Raw genomic sequence first — 15130 nt, 5'->3', positions numbered from 1 at the left:
GCCGATGCCGCCGAGCACCCACGACGCTCAGGCCACGAAGCGGTAGCCGATGCCGGTCTCGGTGATCAGGTGGCGCGGCATCGAGGGCTGGGCCTCGATCTTCTTGCGCAGGTTGGCCATGTGCACGCGCACGTAATGCGAATCTTCAAGGTGGCCCGGGCCCCACACCGCCTTGAGCAGTTGCGCGTGGGTGATCACGCGGTCGGGCTGCGAGGCCAGGTGCGTGAGCAGCTTGTATTCGATGGGCGTGAGGTGCAGCGCCTCGCCCGCGCGCTCGACCAGGCGCCGCACCAGGTCGATGCGGACGTCGCCGAAGTGGATCTGCGGCGCGCCGCCCGGCGTCTGCTGCTGGTGGCGGCGCAGCTGGGCGCGCACGCGCGCACTGAGCTCACCCGAACCAAAGGGCTTCACCAGGTAGTCGTCCGCGCCCGCGTCGAGTGCGGCGATCTTGCTGCTCTCGGCGCTGCGCGCCGAGAGCACGATCACCGGCATGGTGGACCACTGGCGCAGCTCGCGGATCAGGTCCACGCCGTCGCCATCGGGCAGGCCGAGGTCGAGCACCACCAGGTCGGGCCTTCGCGTGCCGGCCTCGATCAGGCCACGCTGGTAGTTCTCGGCCTCGTGCACGGTGTGGCCCTCGGCCTCCAGCGTGAGGCGCACGAAGCGGCGGATGTGGGCCTCGTCTTCGACGATCAGGATCTGGCTGCCGGCGGTGCTCATGGCGTGGGCGCTTCCTCGGTGGCGGTGGTGGTCCCCAAGTCGGCCGGGGGCGTGCCGCGGGGCAGGGTGATGACGAAGCGCGCGCCCTGCACGGCGCCGTTGTGTTCGCGGTTGTGGCCTTCGATCGTGCCACCGTGTGCCTCGACGATGGCGCGGCAGATCGCCAGGCCCAGGCCCACGCCGGGCGTGGCGCTTTCGCGCTGGCCGCGCTCGAATTTCTCGAACACGCGCGCCTCGCGGCCCTTGGGCAGGCCGGGGCCGTGGTCGTCCACCAGGATGGCCACGGTGTCGCTGCGCGCGCGCGCAGCGATCTCGATGCTGCTGTCCGCCGGTGTGTACTTGGTGGCGTTCTCCAGCAGGTTCACCAGCACGCGTTCGATCAGCACCGTGTCCAGGTGCAGCAGCGGCAGGTCATCGGGCAGGTCCACGCGAATGTCACGCCCGGTCAGCAGGGTGCCGCAGGCGGCCAGCGCGCTGCCCACCACCTCTTCCAGCGGCTGCCAGGCGCGGTTGAGTTGCACCGCGCCGGCCTGCAGGCGCGCCATGTCGAGCAGGTTGTTCACCAGCGCGTTCATGCGCTGGGCCGATTGGCGCATGGCGCCCGCCACCTCGCGCTGCGCCTCGCTGAGCGCCGGTGGCGTGAGCTCGAGCGCATCGGCCAGGCCCACCAGAGAGGCCAGTGGCGTGCGCAGGTCGTGCGAAATGGCCGACAGCAGCGAGTTGCGCAGCCGCTCGGACTCGATCTGCACGGTGCTGGACTGGGCCACCTCGATGTAGTGGATACGCTCGAGCGAGATCGCCAGCAACGAAGCGCAGGTCTGCAGCAGCCTGCGTTGCTCGATGCCCCAGGCGCGCGAGTCGATGGGTTCGACCACCAGCACGCCGCGCACACGCATCGGGGCCTTCAGTGGCAGCACCAGGCAGGCGCTGGCGGGCAGCGTGTCGGTGCCGCGTCCGGCTTCTTCGCCGCGGTCGAAGGCCCATTGCGCCACGGCGGTGTCCACCGGCGCGCTGCCGCCTTCCATGGCTTGCAACCGGTCGTGTTCGTCGGCCACCAGCAGCGCTGAGCGCGCGCCGAACTCACCGGTGAGAAAGCGCGCACCGATCTCGGCCACCTGTGTGTTCAAGAGCGCGGCCGAGAGGTCGCGCGACATGTCGTACAGGCTGCGCACGCGGTGTTCGCGCTGCGTGGCGGCTTCGGCCTGGAGCTTGAGGCCGGCTGTGAGCTGGCCCACGACCAGCGCCACCACCAGCATCACGCCAAAGGTGACGAGGTATTCGACATCGCTCACCGCGAAGGTGAAGCGCGGCGGCACAAAAAAGAAGTCAAACAGCGCCACGCCGAGAAAGGCCGCCAGCACCGCCGGACCGCGTCCGTGGACCAGGCTCACGCCCACCACGGCCAGCAGGAACAGCATGACGATGTTGCTGAGTTCGAGCACGTCCAGCAGCGGCGTGAGCAGCAGGGTCGTGAGACCGCAGACTGCCGTGGCCCAGCCGTAGCCGCGCCAGGGCAGGTCACCGCGTTCAGCGCTGGGCGCGGTGCGGGCCCGCGCGGCCGTGGTCGCGGGCAAGCCGACCTGCACCAGGTCCAGGTCTTCCGCGCGCTCGGCGATGCGGTCGGCCACGCTGCGCTGCCAGGGCCAGCGGCGGGCGCGCCGGCCCAGCACCAACCGCGCCAGGTTGTGCTCGCGCGCGTAGCGCACCAGCGCGGTGGCCGTGTCGGGGGCGGAGAGCGTGGCGGTGGTGGCGCCCAGGCCCTCGGCGAGTTGCAGCGCGCGCTGCGCGACCTCGCCCATGGGCCGACCGGGAATCTCCACATGCACCGCGTGCCAGGGCACGTCCAGCTGGGCCGCCATGCGTGCGGTGCTGCGCACCACCTTCTCGGCGTGCGCGCCCGGCCCCACGCCGGCCAGCAATGCCTCGCGGTTGGGCCACACCGGCTTGTCCGCGCTGCCCGCGCGGTAGGCGCGCATCTCGTCGTCCACCCGGTCGGCGGTGCGGCGCAGCGCGAGCTCGCGCAGAGCGAGCAGGTTGCCTTTGCGGAAGAAGTTGGCGGCCGCGCGTTCGGCGCGGTTGTCGTCGGCGCGCGGCAGGTAGACCTTGCCGGCCTTGAGCCGTTCCAGCAGCTCGTCGGGCGGCAGGTCCACCACCACCACTTCGTCGGCGTCGTCAAAGAAGCGGTCGGGTACGGTCTCCCAGACGCGGATGCCGGTGATGCCGCTGACGATGTCGTTGAGACTCTCCAGGTGCTGCACGTTCATCGTCGACCACACGTCGATGCCCGCGGCCAGCAGCTCTTCGGCGTCCTGCCAGCGCTTTGGGTGGCGCGAGCCGGCCACGTTGCTGTGCGCCAGTTCGTCGAGCAGCACCAGGGCGTTTTCGTGCTGCGCACCGAAGGCCAGCGCGGCGTCGATGTCGAATTCGTGCAACTGGTGGCCCCGGTAGGGCACCGATCGCAGTGGCAGGCGAGGCAGATCGCGCGCCAGCGCCTCGGTCTCGGGCCGGCCATGCGTCTCGACCACGCCGATGGTCACCGGTGTGTCCTGGGAGCGCGCCGCGCGCGCGGCCGAGAGCATGGCGTAGGTCTTGCCCACGCCCGCCGATGCGCCGAAGAAGATCTTCAGGCTGCCGCGGCGCGAGCGGGCTTCGGCTTCCTGCACCTGGGCGAGCAAGGCATCTGGATCGGGGCGGGCGGGTTCGGACATGGGGCGTCGGGCCTGCGCTTCAGGAGGGTTCGCGCCGGTGGGAGGCATTGTCACCTGTGTCGAGCGCCAGGTTCAGCGCCAGCACGTTCACGCGGGGCTCGCCCAGAAAGCCGAACAAACGGTGCTCGGTGTGCTGGTCCACCAGCGCGTTCACCGCTTCGGGCGCCAGGCCACGCACGCGGGCCACGCGCGCCACCTGGTAGCGCGCGGCGGCCAGGCTGATGTGCGGGTCCAGGCCGCTGGCCGAGGCGGTCACCAGGTCCACGGGAACGGGCGCGGTGTTGCCCGGGTCGACGGCGCGCAACGCAGCGAGGCGAGCTGCCACCGCCTCAGCCAGCATGGGGCTGCTGGGGCCGAGGTTGGAGCCGCTGGAGGCGCCGGCGTTGTAGGCCATTGGCCCGGTGGCGGACGGGCGGCTCCAGAAGTGCTCGGGCTGGGCGAACGGCTGGCCGATGAGCGCGGAGCCCACGGGCTGGCCGTCGCGCTCGATCAGGCTGCCGTTGGCCTGGTGCGCAAACACCGCCTGTGCCACACCGGTGACGAGCAGCGGGTAAAGCAAGCCGGTGACCAGGGTCAGCACCGCCAACAGCACGAGGGCCGGGCGCAGCACCGGGCCTTGCGAGGCCGGCTCGCTGGGGATGGTTGGAAGTTTCGTGTTCATGACAGGTCCTTGGAAATTCAGGCGAAGCCGGCGGCGGAGATCAGCAGATCGATCACCTTGATGCCGATGAAGGGAACGACGATGCCGCCCAGGCCGTAGATGGCCAGGTTGCGGCGCAGCAGCGAGGCCGCGCCCACCGCGCGGTAGCGCACGCCCTTGAGCGCCAGCGGGATGAGGGCCACGATGATCAGCGCGTTGAAGATCACCGCCGACAGGATGGCCGAGTTGGGGCTGGCGAGTTGCATCACGTTGAGCGCCGAGAGCTGCGGGTAGGTGCTGACGAACGCGGCGGGCACGATGGCGAAGTACTTGGCGATGTCGTTGGCGATGCTGAAGGTGGTGAGCGCGCCGCGCGTCATCAGCATCTGCTTGCCGGTCTCCACGATCTCGATCAGCTTGGTCGGGTTGCTGTCGAGGTCGACCATGTTGCCCGCCTCCTTGGCGGCTTGCGTGCCGGTGTTCATGGCCACCGCCACGTCGGCCTGCGCCAGCGCGGGTGCGTCGTTGGTGCCGTCGCCGGTCATGGCCACCAGCCGGCCCTGCGCCTGGTGCTCGCGGATCAGCTTGAGTTTGGCTTCGGGCGTGGCCTCGGCCAGGAAATCGTCCACGCCGGCCTCGGCGGCGATGGCTGCAGCCGTCAGGCGGTTGTCGCCGGTGACCATCACGGTCTTGATGCCCATGCGGCGCAGCTCGGCAAAACGCTCTTTGATGCCGCCCTTGACCACGTCCTTGAGCTCGACCACGCCAAGCGCACGCTCCCGGTCGCTCACCACCAGGGGTGTGCTGCCACGGCGCGAGACCTCGTCCACGGAGGCCTGAAGCGCTGCCGGGAACGCGCCGCCCAGCGACTCCACATGCTTGCGGATCGCGTCGGCCGCGCCCTTGCGCAGCGTGCGACCCTGCGGCAAGTCCACACCGCTCATGCGTGTCTGCGCGGTGAAGTGAACGAAACTCGCCCCCAGGGCCTCGACCTCGCGTTCGCGCAGCTGAAACTTCTGCTTGGCCAGCACCACGATGCTGCGGCCCTCGGGCGTTTCGTCCGCCAGCGAGGCGAGTTGCGCGGCGTCGGCCAGATCGGCTTCCCTCACGCCGGGTGCGGGCAGGAAGGCACTGGCCTGGCGGTTGCCCAGGGTGATGGTGCCGGTCTTGTCGAGCAGCAGCACGTCCACGTCACCCGCGGCTTCCACCGCGCGGCCCGAGGTGGCGATCACATTGGCCTGCATCAGCCGGCTCATGCCCGCCACGCCGATGGCGCTGAGCAAGCCGGCGATGGTGGTGGGGATCAGGCACACCAGCAGCGCCACCAGCACCACCAGGCTCACGGGCTCACCTGCGCCGCTGGCCTGCACGCTGAACAGCGAGAACGGCAGCAAGGTGACGACGACGCCGAGGAACACGATGGTCAGTGCCACCAGCAGGATGGTCAGCGCGATCTCGTTCGGCGTCTTCTGGCGCTTGGCGTTTTCCACCATCGCGATCATGCGGTCCACGAAGGTCTCGCCCGGGTTCACCGTCACGCGCACCACGACCCAGTCGGACAACACACGGGTGCCGCCGGTCACGGACGAAAAGTCGCCACCGGATTCGCGGATGACCGGGGCGGATTCGCCGGTGATGGCGCTCTCGTCCACCGAGGCCACGCCGTCGATCACCTCGCCGTCGGCGGGCACCGTGTCGCCGGCCTCGACCAGCACGATGTCACCCTTGCGCAGGTTGTCGGCCTCCAGTGGCAGCCATTTCATGTCCGTGCGCGGTGTGTTGCGGTCGTAGCTTCCTTCGAGCCTCTTGGACCAGGTCTGGCGCTTCAAGCCGCGCAGCGACGCCGCCTGCGCCTTGCTGCGGCCCTCGGCCAGGGCCTCGGCGAAGTTGGCGAACAGCACGGTGAACCACAGCCACAGCGCCACCGCAATCGTGAATGCGTTGGGCTGTTGCATGGCCAGCACAGTGGTGAATGCGCTGCCGAGGTAGACGACGAACATCACCGGGTTGCGCCACTGCGTGCGCGGGTCGAGCTTGCGCAGGGTGTCGAACAAGGCGGGACGCACCAGCGCCGGGTCGAACAGGGTCAGGGTTGTGCGGGTCATGTTGGTTCTTTCAGCGGGCCCACAGCATCAGGTGCTCGGCCACCGGGCCCAGCGCCAGTGCAGGCACATAGTTCAACAGGCCGACCAGCAACACGGTGCCGATCAGCAGGGCCACGAACAGCGGGCCGTGGGTGGGCAGGGTGCCGTCGGTGGCGCTGGCGCGTTGCTTGGCCGCAAGCGAGCCGGCCATGGCCAGCACCGGGACGATCACGCCAAAGCGGCCGAACACCATCGCCAGGCCGAGCAGCACGTTGTAGAACGGCGTGTTGGCCGACAGGCCGGCAAAGGCGCTGCCGTTGTTGTTGGCGGCCGAAGACAGCGCGTACAGCACCTCGGTCAAGCCGTGCGCGCCCGGGTCCTGGATGCCGGCGCGACCGGCCTCGGTCATCACGGCCACGGCCGCGCCGATGAGCACCAACAAGGGCGTGACCAGGATGGCAATGGACACCATGCGCATCTCGTGCGCCTCGATCTTCTTGCCCAGGTAGGCCGGGGTGCGTCCGATCATCAGGCCGGCGATGAACACCGCCATGATGGCGAACACCAGCATGCCGTAGAGGCCCGCACCGACGCCGCCGAAGACCACCTCGCCGAGCTGCATCAGCACCAGTGGCACCATGCCGCCCAGTGGCGTGAAGCTGTCGTGCATGGCGATCACGGCGCCGCAGCTCGCGGCGGTGGTGATCACCGCGAACAGGCTGGAGGCGTTGATGCCGAAGCGCACTTCCTTGCCTTCCATGTTGCCGCCGGATTGCAGGGCGCTGGTGGCCTGGTCCGCGCCGAGCGCGGCCAGCACCGGGTTGCCCTGGTGCTCGAAGGTGGTGGCGGCGACCACGAAGGCCACGAACAGCACCGTCATTGCGGCCAGCACCGCCCAGCCTTGCCGGCGGTCACCCACCATGCGACCGAACACGAAGCACAGCGCGGCGGGGATCAGGAAGATGGCCAGCATCTGCACGAAGTTCGTCACCGCCGTGGGGTTCTCGAAGGGGTGCGCCGAGTTGGCATTGAAGAAGCCACCGCCGTTGGTGCCCACCATCTTGATGGCCAGCTGCGAGGCCACGGGGCCCATGGCCAGGGTCTGCGTGGCAGCACCATCGGCTGCCACCTCCAGCGTGTGCACCGGGGTGTAGGGCGAGAAGTTCTGGATCACGCCCTGGCCCGCGAAGAACACCGCCAGCACCAGCGACAGCGGCAGCAGCACCCACAGCGTGGCGCGGGTCAGGTCGACCCACACATTGCCGATGGATTTCACCGAGTGGCGCGAGAAGCCGCGCACCAGCGCGATCACCACCACGATGCCGGTGGCGGCCGAGAGAAAGTTCTGCACCGTCAGGCCCAGCATCTGGGTCAGGTAGCTCAATGTGGACTCGCCGCCATAGCCCTGCCAGTTGGTGTTGCTCATGAAGCTGATGGCGGTGTTGAAGGCCGAGTCGGGCGTGACGGCGCCAAAGCCCTGCGGGTTCAACGGCAGCACATGCTGCAGGCGCTGCAGCGCATACACCGCGAGCACGCCCAGGCCGTTGAACACCAGCAGGCCGAGCGCGTAGCGCAGCCAGCCCGATTCGCGCTCGGGTTGCACGCCTGCCAGGCGCCACAGCGGTGCCTCGATGCGCCGGCCCAGCGCGAAGCGGCCCGCCATCACCGCATCGATGGCGCGCGCCAGTGGCCAGGCCAGTGCCAGCAGCAGGGCGAGGAACGCCGCGAGTTGGAGCCATGCAGGGGTGCTCATGAACGCCCCTCACCGGTGGGTTGCAGGCGGTGGCAGACGAGTGCCAGCCCCCAGACGGCCAGGCCGCATGCCGCAGCCAGGCCGATGTAGATGAAGTCCATGTGGTTCTCCGTTCAAGACAGTCCACCGATGCTAGGAACGGCGGCGTCAAGACGGGCGCAAGAGTTGGGGGGTGGGTGTCAAGAACGCATCAAGATGACGCGGCGTGCGGTCATCTTTATGGCCTATGCTTGTGCGCAGCGCGCCGCCACCCGGACTCCGGCGCGCCCATCCATCCACAAGGAGAAAATCATGGGTCTCTTCAGCAACATCCTCGAAAAACTCGGCATGGGCTCCCCCAAAGTGGTGCCTCAGCCGCCAGCCGCCGCACCCGCGCCATCGGCGGCACCCGCGCCCGCGGCAGCGCCGTCACCCGCGCCTGTGGCCTCCATCACCATGGTCGACGTGGTCGCCCTGATGGAGAAGAAGGCCGCGGCCAACCCGCAAAAGCTCAACTGGCGCACGTCCATCGTCGACCTGCTCAAGCTGCTCGACATGGACAGCAGCCTGGCCGCGCGCAAGGAGCTGGCCAAAGAGCTCTACTGCCCCGACGAACTCATGGATGACTCGGCCAAGATGAATGTGTGGCTGCACAAGAACGTGCTGGCGCACATCGCGGCCAATGGCGGCAACATCCCCCAGGAACTGCTCGATTGATACTTTCGATGCTGGGATGAACCCGAGGCGGGGCCCCAAACCCGCCTCGGCGCATTGACAGTGTTTGCCGGCTGACCTTCAATGAATTTTTTCATTCATGGAGATCTGCATGCGCACCATCTGGTTGGGTTCCTGGGTTCTGGCGGCCCTGTTGCCGCTGACTTCGTTTGCCGAAGGTGCGAGCTGCACGGCGTCCGCCACCGAGAAAAAGCTGGCCGGCGCGGCCAAGACCTCGTTCATGAAGAAGTGCGAGAAAGACGCCACCGCCACCTGTGATGCCGCGGCGGTCGAGAAAAAGATCTATGGTGCGGCCAAGAACAGCTTCACCAAGAAGTGCGTGAAAGACGCCGTGGGCTCGGCGGGCTGAGGCGCTGGCCTCAACGCACCATCGCCACACCCTTGATCTGCGCAAACACCGCCTGACCTGGCGCGATGCCCAGGCGGCGCGCGGAGAGCTGGCTGATGCGCGAGAGCAGGCGCACAGGCCTCGGGCCGTGGCCCAGCTGCAGCTGCAGCCCCACCAACACCTGGCCGGGCGTGTCGTCCACCACATCGACCACCGTGGCGTTGAGCACGTTGAGCACGCTGCTGTGCTCGGGTGCCTGCAGCGACAGGCTCACGTCGCGCGCCTGAATGCGCACGCGCACCGGCGTGCCCTTCGGCAGGGCAGCGTTGCTGGCTTGCGGCAGCAGCAGGCGCCCGCCGTCGAACGCCAGTTCGCTCAGGCAATCGGCAGGCGAATGGTCCACAGCGCGCGCTTCGATCAAGGCGGCGGCCGCGTCGCCGCGCGCCAGCGGCATGTCCAGCCGCGTCATGAGCTCGGTCACCGGCCCGCTGCACAGCGCGCGGCCCTCGCTGAGCAGCACCACGTGATCGGCCAGGCGCGCCAGCTCGTCGCTGGAGTGGGTCACGTACACCACGGGGGTGTCCAGCCGCTCGTGCAGTTGCTCCAGCCACGGCAGGATCTCGTTCTTGCGCGCCGCGTCGATGGCCGCCAGCGGCTCGTCCATCAGCAGCACGCGCGGGCTCGTGGCCAGGGCGCGGGCAATCGCCACGCGCTGGCGCTCACCGCCGGAGAGTTCGTGGGGCCTGCGTTGCAGCAGGTGGGCAATGCCCAGCAGTTCCAGGCCGTGGTCCCACGCGTGGCGGCGCTGGGCAGGCGGCGTGCGCTTGAAGCCGAACATCAGGTTGTCGCGCACGCTCAGGTGCTCGAACAGGCTGGCCTCCTGGAACACATAGCCCAGCGCGCGCTGGTGCACCGGCAGCATCACCTGTTGCGCGCTGTCCTGCCACAGCTCCCCATCCACGCGCACCACGCCCTGGGCCATGGGCTCCAGCCCCGCGAGCACGCGCAGGCATGAAGTCTTGCCCGAGCCCGAGGGGCCGAAGAGCACCGAGACGCCACGAGCGGGCAGACGCAGATCCACGTCGAGCAGGAAGCCGGAGCGCTGCAGGCGTGCGGTGAGTTGTAGATCACCGCTCATCCGAGGCCCTTGCGCTGACGGTGGTTGTAGAGCTGCAGCGCCAGCAGCACCAGGAACGAGAAGCCCAGCATCACTGCGGCCAGGCGGTGCGCATCGCTGTACTCCAGCGCCTCCACGTGGTCGTAGATCTGCACCGACACCACGCGCGTCACACCGGGGATGTTGCCGCCCACCATGAGCACCACGCCAAACTCGCCCACCGTGTGCGCGAAGCTCATGATGACCCCGGTGACCAGGCCCGGCCGGCACAGCGGCAGCACCACCGAAAAGAACGTGTCCAGCTTGGAGGCGCGCAGGCTGGCCGCGGCTTCCAGCGGGCGTTCACCGAGCGCCTGCATGGCGTTCAAGACCGGCTGCACCATGAAGGGCAGCGAATAGAACACCGAGGCGATCACCAAGCCCGCGAAGCTGAAGGTGAGAACGCCCAGGCCGAGCGCCTGTGTGAGCCCACCCACCGGGCCGTTGGGGCCCATGAGCACCAGCAGATAAAAACCCAGCACCGACGGCGGCAACACCAGCGGCACCGACACCAGCGCACCCACTGGCCGACTCCACGCCGAGCGGCTGCGCGCCAGCCACCAGGCCAGCGGCACGCCCAGCACCAGCAGGATGCCGGTGGTGAGCGCGGCCACTTGCAGCGTCAGGCCGATGGCCTGGAGATCGGAAGGTGTCAGGAACACGGCGGGTCAGATGTCATATCCGTAGGAGCGGATGAGGTCTTTGATGCTGGGACTTTGCAGCAGCTTCATGAGCGCCAGCGCTGCTTCGTTGTTGGCGCCGGTTTTCAGCAGCACCGCGTCTTGCCGGATGGGTGCGTACAGATGTTGCGGCACCACCCACATCGAACCACTTTTGAGCCGCCCGCCTTCCAGCACCTGCGACATCGCCACGAAGGCGACTTGCGCGTTGCCGGTGTAGGCGAAGTTGTAGGCCTGGCCGATGCTCTCGCCCTGCACCAGCTTCGGGGTGAGCGTGGCCGAAAGGCCCAGCTTGTTGATCACCTCCACCGCCGCCGCGCCGTAGGGCGCCGTCTTGGGGTTGGCGATGGCCAGCTTGCGAAACTCATCGCTTCTGAGCACCACGCCCTGCGCGTCCACCTTGGCCGCGTCCGCCGACCACAGCACCAGCTTGCCGGTGGAGTAGGTGAAGCGGGTGCCCGGCTGCGCCAGGCCATCGGCCTCCAGCTGCGCGGGCGCTTGGGTGTCGGCCGAGAGCAGCACGTCGAACGGTGCGCCGTTCCTGATCTGTGCATACAGCCGCCCAGTGGCGCCCACCGTGATCTTGAGCTTGTGGCCGGTGGACTTCTCCAGCACCGCGCCAATGGCCTTGATGGGCTCGGCGAAGTTGGCCGCCACCGCCACCTGGGTCTCGGCGGCATGTAGCGCGCCGGCCATGAAAAACAGGCATGCAAACAGCAGTGAACGTGCGAACATCGGAGCGATCCTTTCGAACAATATCGCTATTCCGATCAGGAATAACGGTGAGTATAGACGGCACCTCAAAACCCATGGCCTCCAGAAAAGACACCTCTCGCTCGCCTACCGATCTGCCCCATGCCCTGACCGATGCCAGCGCCGACAAACGCCTGGACGTGTTGCGCCACGTGGCCGCCGGCTGCTCCATCTCGCAGGCGGCGCGCCAGGTCGGCATCAGCTACAAGGCCGCGTGGCAGGCCATCGACACATTGAGCAACCTCAGCGGTGTTCCGCTGGTGGAGCGCACCGTGGGTGGCGTGGGCGGCGGTGGCGCACGCATCACGGCCGATGGACTGCAACTGCTCGCACTCGCCGCCGAGCTGGCCCGCGCACGCCAGCAGGTGCTGGCCCGCTTTGCGGGTGGTGCCCTCATTGAGGGTGGCCTGGGCCTGCGCACCAGCATGCGCAACCAGCTGCGTTGTCGCGTGCTGCGCTGCGCACCACTCGCCCCGGGCGACCCGACGGTGGAGGTGACGCTGGCCACGGCGGGCGGCGCGCAACTGGTGTCCAGCATCACGCAGGAGAGCGCGGATCTGCTGGGCCTGGCGCCGGGGCTGGCCGTGCTGGCCTTGTGCAAGGCGACGGCGGTGGAGGTGTCGCTCGCTGCTTCAAACGTTGCCGCTGGCGCACTCACCGGCCGCATCGAGCGCTGTTCGCCCGGTGCCCGGCAAGACGAGGTGGTGCTGGCGCTGGAGGGTGGGGGTCACTGGGTGGGGTTTGCGCGGCATCCGTTCAACGGGCGGGTGGGAGATGTGGCTGTGGCGGCTTTGATGCCGGCGGCCCTGGTGATTGGGCTTGCGGGTTGAGAGGACCGAACTGGAGTGAAGTAGGAGTGCCACTTGGACTCGCGACCAATACAACGTGGAGAGGATGGTGTCGGCTATCGTGTGCCTTCAAGGCATCTTTCGATGGCTGCTGTCAGCTCATCCAGGGACTTCTGCTTCTCCAAGACAACACCCACGTTTTGACGTTGACACAGTTCGCGCAACTCTTCACTCACATATCCGGAAATCAGAATGGCCGGCAAGTCTGGGCGAATCACCCGTGCCGCCTGGATCAGTTCCAGCCCTGACAAGCCGGGCATGTTGTAGTCGGTGACCAGTACGTCGTAAGCGTCGGGTCGCTCCTTGAGCAGGATGGATGCGACATTGGGCTCGTGCACCACGCTGACATCGAAGCGTGCACGCTTGAGCAACCGTTCGACCATGAGGGCCATCACGACATCATCGTCGACATAAAGAACGCGCTCACCGTTGCCCATGACGTTGGGCATGCCTTCATGGACTGCTGACGCAACGGACGCTTGAGGGCAATCACATGCGGGAAGGAAGACATCGAATGTCGTGCCGCGGCCCAAACTTGACTCGAGGGTGATGGCTCCATCGTGAGAGCTGACGATGCCGTGCACCACGGACAATCCAAGACCTGTCCCCTTGCCTGGGCTCTTGGTGGTGAAGAAAGGTTCGAAGATGCGACGTCTAGTCGCATCGTCCATGCCGCAACCGTTGTCCTCGACTCTGATTTGCACGTACCTGCCAGGCAGCAAAGCGCCAATCGGTGCCGCAGTGGCACTGACCGAAACCAACGAGCTGCTCACAGCAATCCGCCCACCCTTGTCGCCTATCGCATGCCAGGCATTGGTGCAAAGGTTGAGCAACACCTGCTCGATCTGGGTGCGATCAATCAGCGCACACGCGTTTTGATCATCCAGCCTCTCATCCAGCGTCACGTTGCGGGGAATGGTGGAGCGCAGCAGCGTGATTGCCTCTTCGATGATCGGCCGCACAGGCTGAACGCTGCGAAACAATGCCTCACGCCGCCCGAAGCTCAGTATCTGGTTGACAAGGGCACGCGCCCTTGAGCCCGACTTGCGAATCTGGGCCAGACCAACCAGCGCTTCACCCTTCTCGCCGCGCTGGACATCCTCTATTGCCATGTTCGCGTTGCCCAAGATGGCAGCGAGCACGTTGTTGAAATCGTGGGCAATACCACTCGCGAGCGTGCCGATAGACTCCATCTTCTGTGCTTGGTTGAGTTGCGCTTCCAGCGTCTTGCGCCTCTCATCAGCCTCGATCCGCTCGGTGATGTCCGTCGCAACGCCGTCCCAGACAATCGCGCCATCATCACGCCTGCGCGGCGCGGCCACAAAGTGCATGTGCCGCTGCGTGCCATCGCCACGCAGCATGCGCACCACGACGTCAAAGTTGCACAGGGATTCCAGCGAACTTTTCTCAGCCGCCTGAATTAAACGCTGATCCTCCTTGATGACCATTTGCGCCCACCGCTTGGGCTGCTCATGCAACTCGGCGGCGCTCACACCACAAATGCGCTCGATCGAGTCCGATACCTCGGTGTAGCGCAGGTCACCATCGGGGGATCTGGTCACCTGGTAAATCACTGAATTGATCAGGTTCGCTCCCAAGGTGCGCATGCGCTCCTGGTTCTTGCGGATCACAGCCTCGGAGGCCTGCAAGGCGTCAAAGGGCGCCCGGATGCTGGTGATGAAAATAGCGCGGTACAGCAAGGCATAGGCCGCCACCTTGTAGAGGTGGCCTGCAATGTTTTGAATGTCTGATGGCGCGGTGTACTGCGTGAAGGCCATCCCGCCCAGTCCCATGAGGAAGCTGGAGAGCCCCAACAATCGCTTCTCTTTCGAGGCTTCGCGGCGAGCTTGACGCCACAACATCAGCGCGAGTGCAAAGTTGCTGGCGGACAACACGTATTCGTAGCCGGCCTTGAACGGCGTGACGCCCTTGCCTTGCACAAAGGTGGCCGGGAAATACTCCAGCCCAAAGGAACCGAACAGAACCAGCCCGGACGCGATCATCAACGCCACCGCAAGAGACGCGAGGTGAGACCAATTCAGAACGACCGAGAATGCAATTGCGGCAAGTGTGAGCATCTCCGCGCTGCGGCCCATCAGCCAGAAGAAGATGGCTTGCGGCGTGGAACTTTCCGTGACGAACGCAGGCATTCCCTTGTAGGTCAGCACGTGCATCACGTCACAGGCCATCACCACCAGAAAGCCGACGATGAACACCTGTGCATTGGACTGTTTGGCTCGATCCAAGGTGTGCCACGCTGAGGCGACAACCAGACCCGAAATCAGAATGGCGAACAGCTCCAGAATGGTATGAACTGCCAGCATGCGCGAAGTCAGCCACACGGGTGACATTCCAGGGTGCGTCATCATCAACAACAGCAAGCCCAGCACCGCAACACCGCAGATGATCCAAGTGCTCAGTGGTTCTTTGTTTCCTCGGACTTCAACAGTCGTCATTCGGATGCGCCTTCAGATGAGACTCTATTTTCATGGATCCTGCTCTGAATGGGACGTGCAACCCCCTTCTGATTTACCCGTGGTCATTTGCTGACAGGTCCGTCTTGCGCGTTCGCTTGCGCATGCCCTCGGGCAGCAACTGACACTTGTATCAGATAGCTCCGATGCGTCCTACAATAGCGGTAATGGCTTCCTACCCCACCATCACTGCCCTCACGGCAGCTCGTTTGCCCCTCGCGGCAGGCGGCGCTGTGGCTGGTCGCAAGCTGATGGGCTCGGCGGGACTGCGC

Annotated in this window: 12 protein-coding genes; 3 read left to right on the top strand and 9 right to left on the bottom strand. The window is 66.7% G+C overall.

Annotated features, from left to right (window positions below):
* Positions 1-27 precede the first annotated feature (27 nt).
* From kdpE to kdpA, 5 genes are read right to left on the bottom strand one after another with little or no spacing between them, the layout of a single operon-like run.
* Positions 28-720: a two-component system response regulator KdpE gene (kdpE, locus tag ASE11_RS20450; protein ID WP_056275913.1), complete on the bottom strand. Its 693-nt coding sequence runs from the start codon at positions 718-720 to the stop codon at positions 28-30.
* Positions 717-3428: a DUF4118 domain-containing protein gene (locus ASE11_RS20445; RefSeq protein WP_056275910.1), complete on the bottom strand. Its 2712-nt coding sequence runs from the start codon at positions 3426-3428 to the stop codon at positions 717-719. Before ASE11_RS20445 ends, kdpE begins: the two co-directional genes overlap by 4 nt.
* A 19-nt stretch (positions 3429-3447) precedes the next feature.
* Complete coding sequence (kdpC, locus tag ASE11_RS20440; protein WP_056275907.1) at positions 3448-4089, bottom strand: potassium-transporting ATPase subunit KdpC; 642 nt, start codon at positions 4087-4089, stop codon at positions 3448-3450.
* A 17-nt stretch (positions 4090-4106) separates the two neighbouring features.
* A complete protein-coding gene (gene kdpB / locus ASE11_RS20435) occupies positions 4107-6173 on the bottom strand; it encodes a potassium-transporting ATPase subunit KdpB (RefSeq protein WP_056275904.1) in 2067 nt (688 codons plus the stop codon).
* 10 nt (positions 6174-6183) lie between these two features.
* The gene (kdpA, locus tag ASE11_RS20430; protein WP_056275900.1) at positions 6184-7905 is read right to left on the bottom strand and encodes a potassium-transporting ATPase subunit KdpA; all 1722 of its coding nucleotides are present in this window, start codon (positions 7903-7905) and stop codon (positions 6184-6186) included.
* A gap of 291 nt (positions 7906-8196) precedes the next feature.
* Between kdpA and ASE11_RS20425 the strand changes: the two genes are divergently transcribed.
* Both ASE11_RS20425 and ASE11_RS20420 read left to right on the top strand, forming a co-directional pair.
* The gene (locus tag ASE11_RS20425) at positions 8197-8601 is read left to right on the top strand and encodes a DUF3597 domain-containing protein (RefSeq protein WP_056275896.1); all 405 of its coding nucleotides are present in this window, start codon (positions 8197-8199) and stop codon (positions 8599-8601) included.
* 109 nt (positions 8602-8710) lie between these two features.
* Positions 8711-8968, top strand: a complete 258-nt coding sequence (locus ASE11_RS20420; RefSeq protein ID WP_056276448.1) for a PsiF family protein — start codon at positions 8711-8713, stop codon at positions 8966-8968.
* A gap of 10 nt (positions 8969-8978) precedes the next feature.
* Here the strand turns inward: ASE11_RS20420 and modC are convergent, their stop codons facing one another.
* From modC to modA, 3 genes are read right to left on the bottom strand one after another with little or no spacing between them, the layout of a single operon-like run.
* A complete protein-coding gene (modC, locus tag ASE11_RS20415; RefSeq protein WP_056275892.1) occupies positions 8979-10085 on the bottom strand; it encodes a molybdenum ABC transporter ATP-binding protein in 1107 nt (368 codons plus the stop codon).
* Positions 10082-10765, bottom strand: a complete 684-nt coding sequence (gene modB / locus ASE11_RS20410; protein ID WP_056275889.1) for a molybdate ABC transporter permease subunit — start codon at positions 10763-10765, stop codon at positions 10082-10084. The genes modC and modB overlap by 4 nt, the downstream gene beginning before the upstream one ends.
* A 6-nt stretch (positions 10766-10771) precedes the next feature.
* Positions 10772-11518: a molybdate ABC transporter substrate-binding protein gene (gene modA / locus ASE11_RS20405; RefSeq protein WP_056275884.1), complete on the bottom strand. Its 747-nt coding sequence runs from the start codon at positions 11516-11518 to the stop codon at positions 10772-10774.
* Between the two features lie 74 nt (positions 11519-11592).
* Between modA and ASE11_RS20400 the strand changes: the two genes are divergently transcribed.
* Positions 11593-12366 carry a TOBE domain-containing protein gene (locus ASE11_RS20400; protein WP_056275881.1) on the top strand — a complete coding sequence of 258 codons (774 nt, stop codon included), beginning with the start codon at positions 11593-11595 and terminating at the stop codon, positions 12364-12366.
* 74 nt (positions 12367-12440) lie between these two features.
* On the opposite strand, the gene ASE11_RS20395 is transcribed toward ASE11_RS20400, so the two are convergent.
* Positions 12441-14840, bottom strand: coding sequence for an MASE3 domain-containing protein (locus ASE11_RS20395; RefSeq protein WP_056275878.1), 2400 nt, complete (start codon positions 14838-14840; stop codon positions 12441-12443).
* Positions 14841-15130 lie beyond the last annotated feature (290 nt).

The organism is Hydrogenophaga sp. Root209 (assembly GCF_001428625.1).
In the GTDB taxonomy this organism is placed as follows: Bacteria; Pseudomonadota; Gammaproteobacteria; order Burkholderiales; family Burkholderiaceae_C; genus Hydrogenophaga.
The sequence above is the reverse complement of the archived record's forward strand: the minus strand, read 5'-3'. Positions and strand labels throughout refer to the sequence as shown.

Bases quoted from the DNA above. Each gene is read 5' to 3' on its own strand.
- kdpE (WP_056275913.1), bottom strand. From the start codon at position 720: ATGAGCACCGCCGGCAGCCAGATCCTGATCGTCGAAGACGAGGCCCAC.
- ASE11_RS20445 (WP_056275910.1), bottom strand. From the start codon at position 3,428: ATGTCCGAACCCGCCCGCCCCGATCCAGATGCCTTGCTCGCCCAGGTG.
- kdpC (WP_056275907.1), bottom strand. From the start codon at position 4,089: ATGAACACGAAACTTCCAACCATCCCCAGCGAGCCGGCCTCGCAAGGC.
- kdpB (WP_056275904.1), bottom strand. From the start codon at position 6,173: ATGACCCGCACAACCCTGACCCTGTTCGACCCGGCGCTGGTGCGTCCC.
- kdpA (WP_056275900.1), bottom strand. From the start codon at position 7,905: ATGAGCACCCCTGCATGGCTCCAACTCGCGGCGTTCCTCGCCCTGCTG.
- ASE11_RS20425 (WP_056275896.1), top strand. From the start codon at position 8,197: ATGGGTCTCTTCAGCAACATCCTCGAAAAACTCGGCATGGGCTCCCCC.
- ASE11_RS20420 (WP_056276448.1), top strand. From the start codon at position 8,711: ATGCGCACCATCTGGTTGGGTTCCTGGGTTCTGGCGGCCCTGTTGCCG.
- modC (WP_056275892.1), bottom strand. From the start codon at position 10,085: ATGAGCGGTGATCTACAACTCACCGCACGCCTGCAGCGCTCCGGCTTC.
- modA (WP_056275884.1), bottom strand. From the start codon at position 11,518: ATGTTCGCACGTTCACTGCTGTTTGCATGCCTGTTTTTCATGGCCGGC.
- ASE11_RS20400 (WP_056275881.1), top strand. From the start codon at position 11,593: ATGGCCTCCAGAAAAGACACCTCTCGCTCGCCTACCGATCTGCCCCAT.
- ASE11_RS20395 (WP_056275878.1), bottom strand. From the start codon at position 14,840: ATGACGACTGTTGAAGTCCGAGGAAACAAAGAACCACTGAGCACTTGG.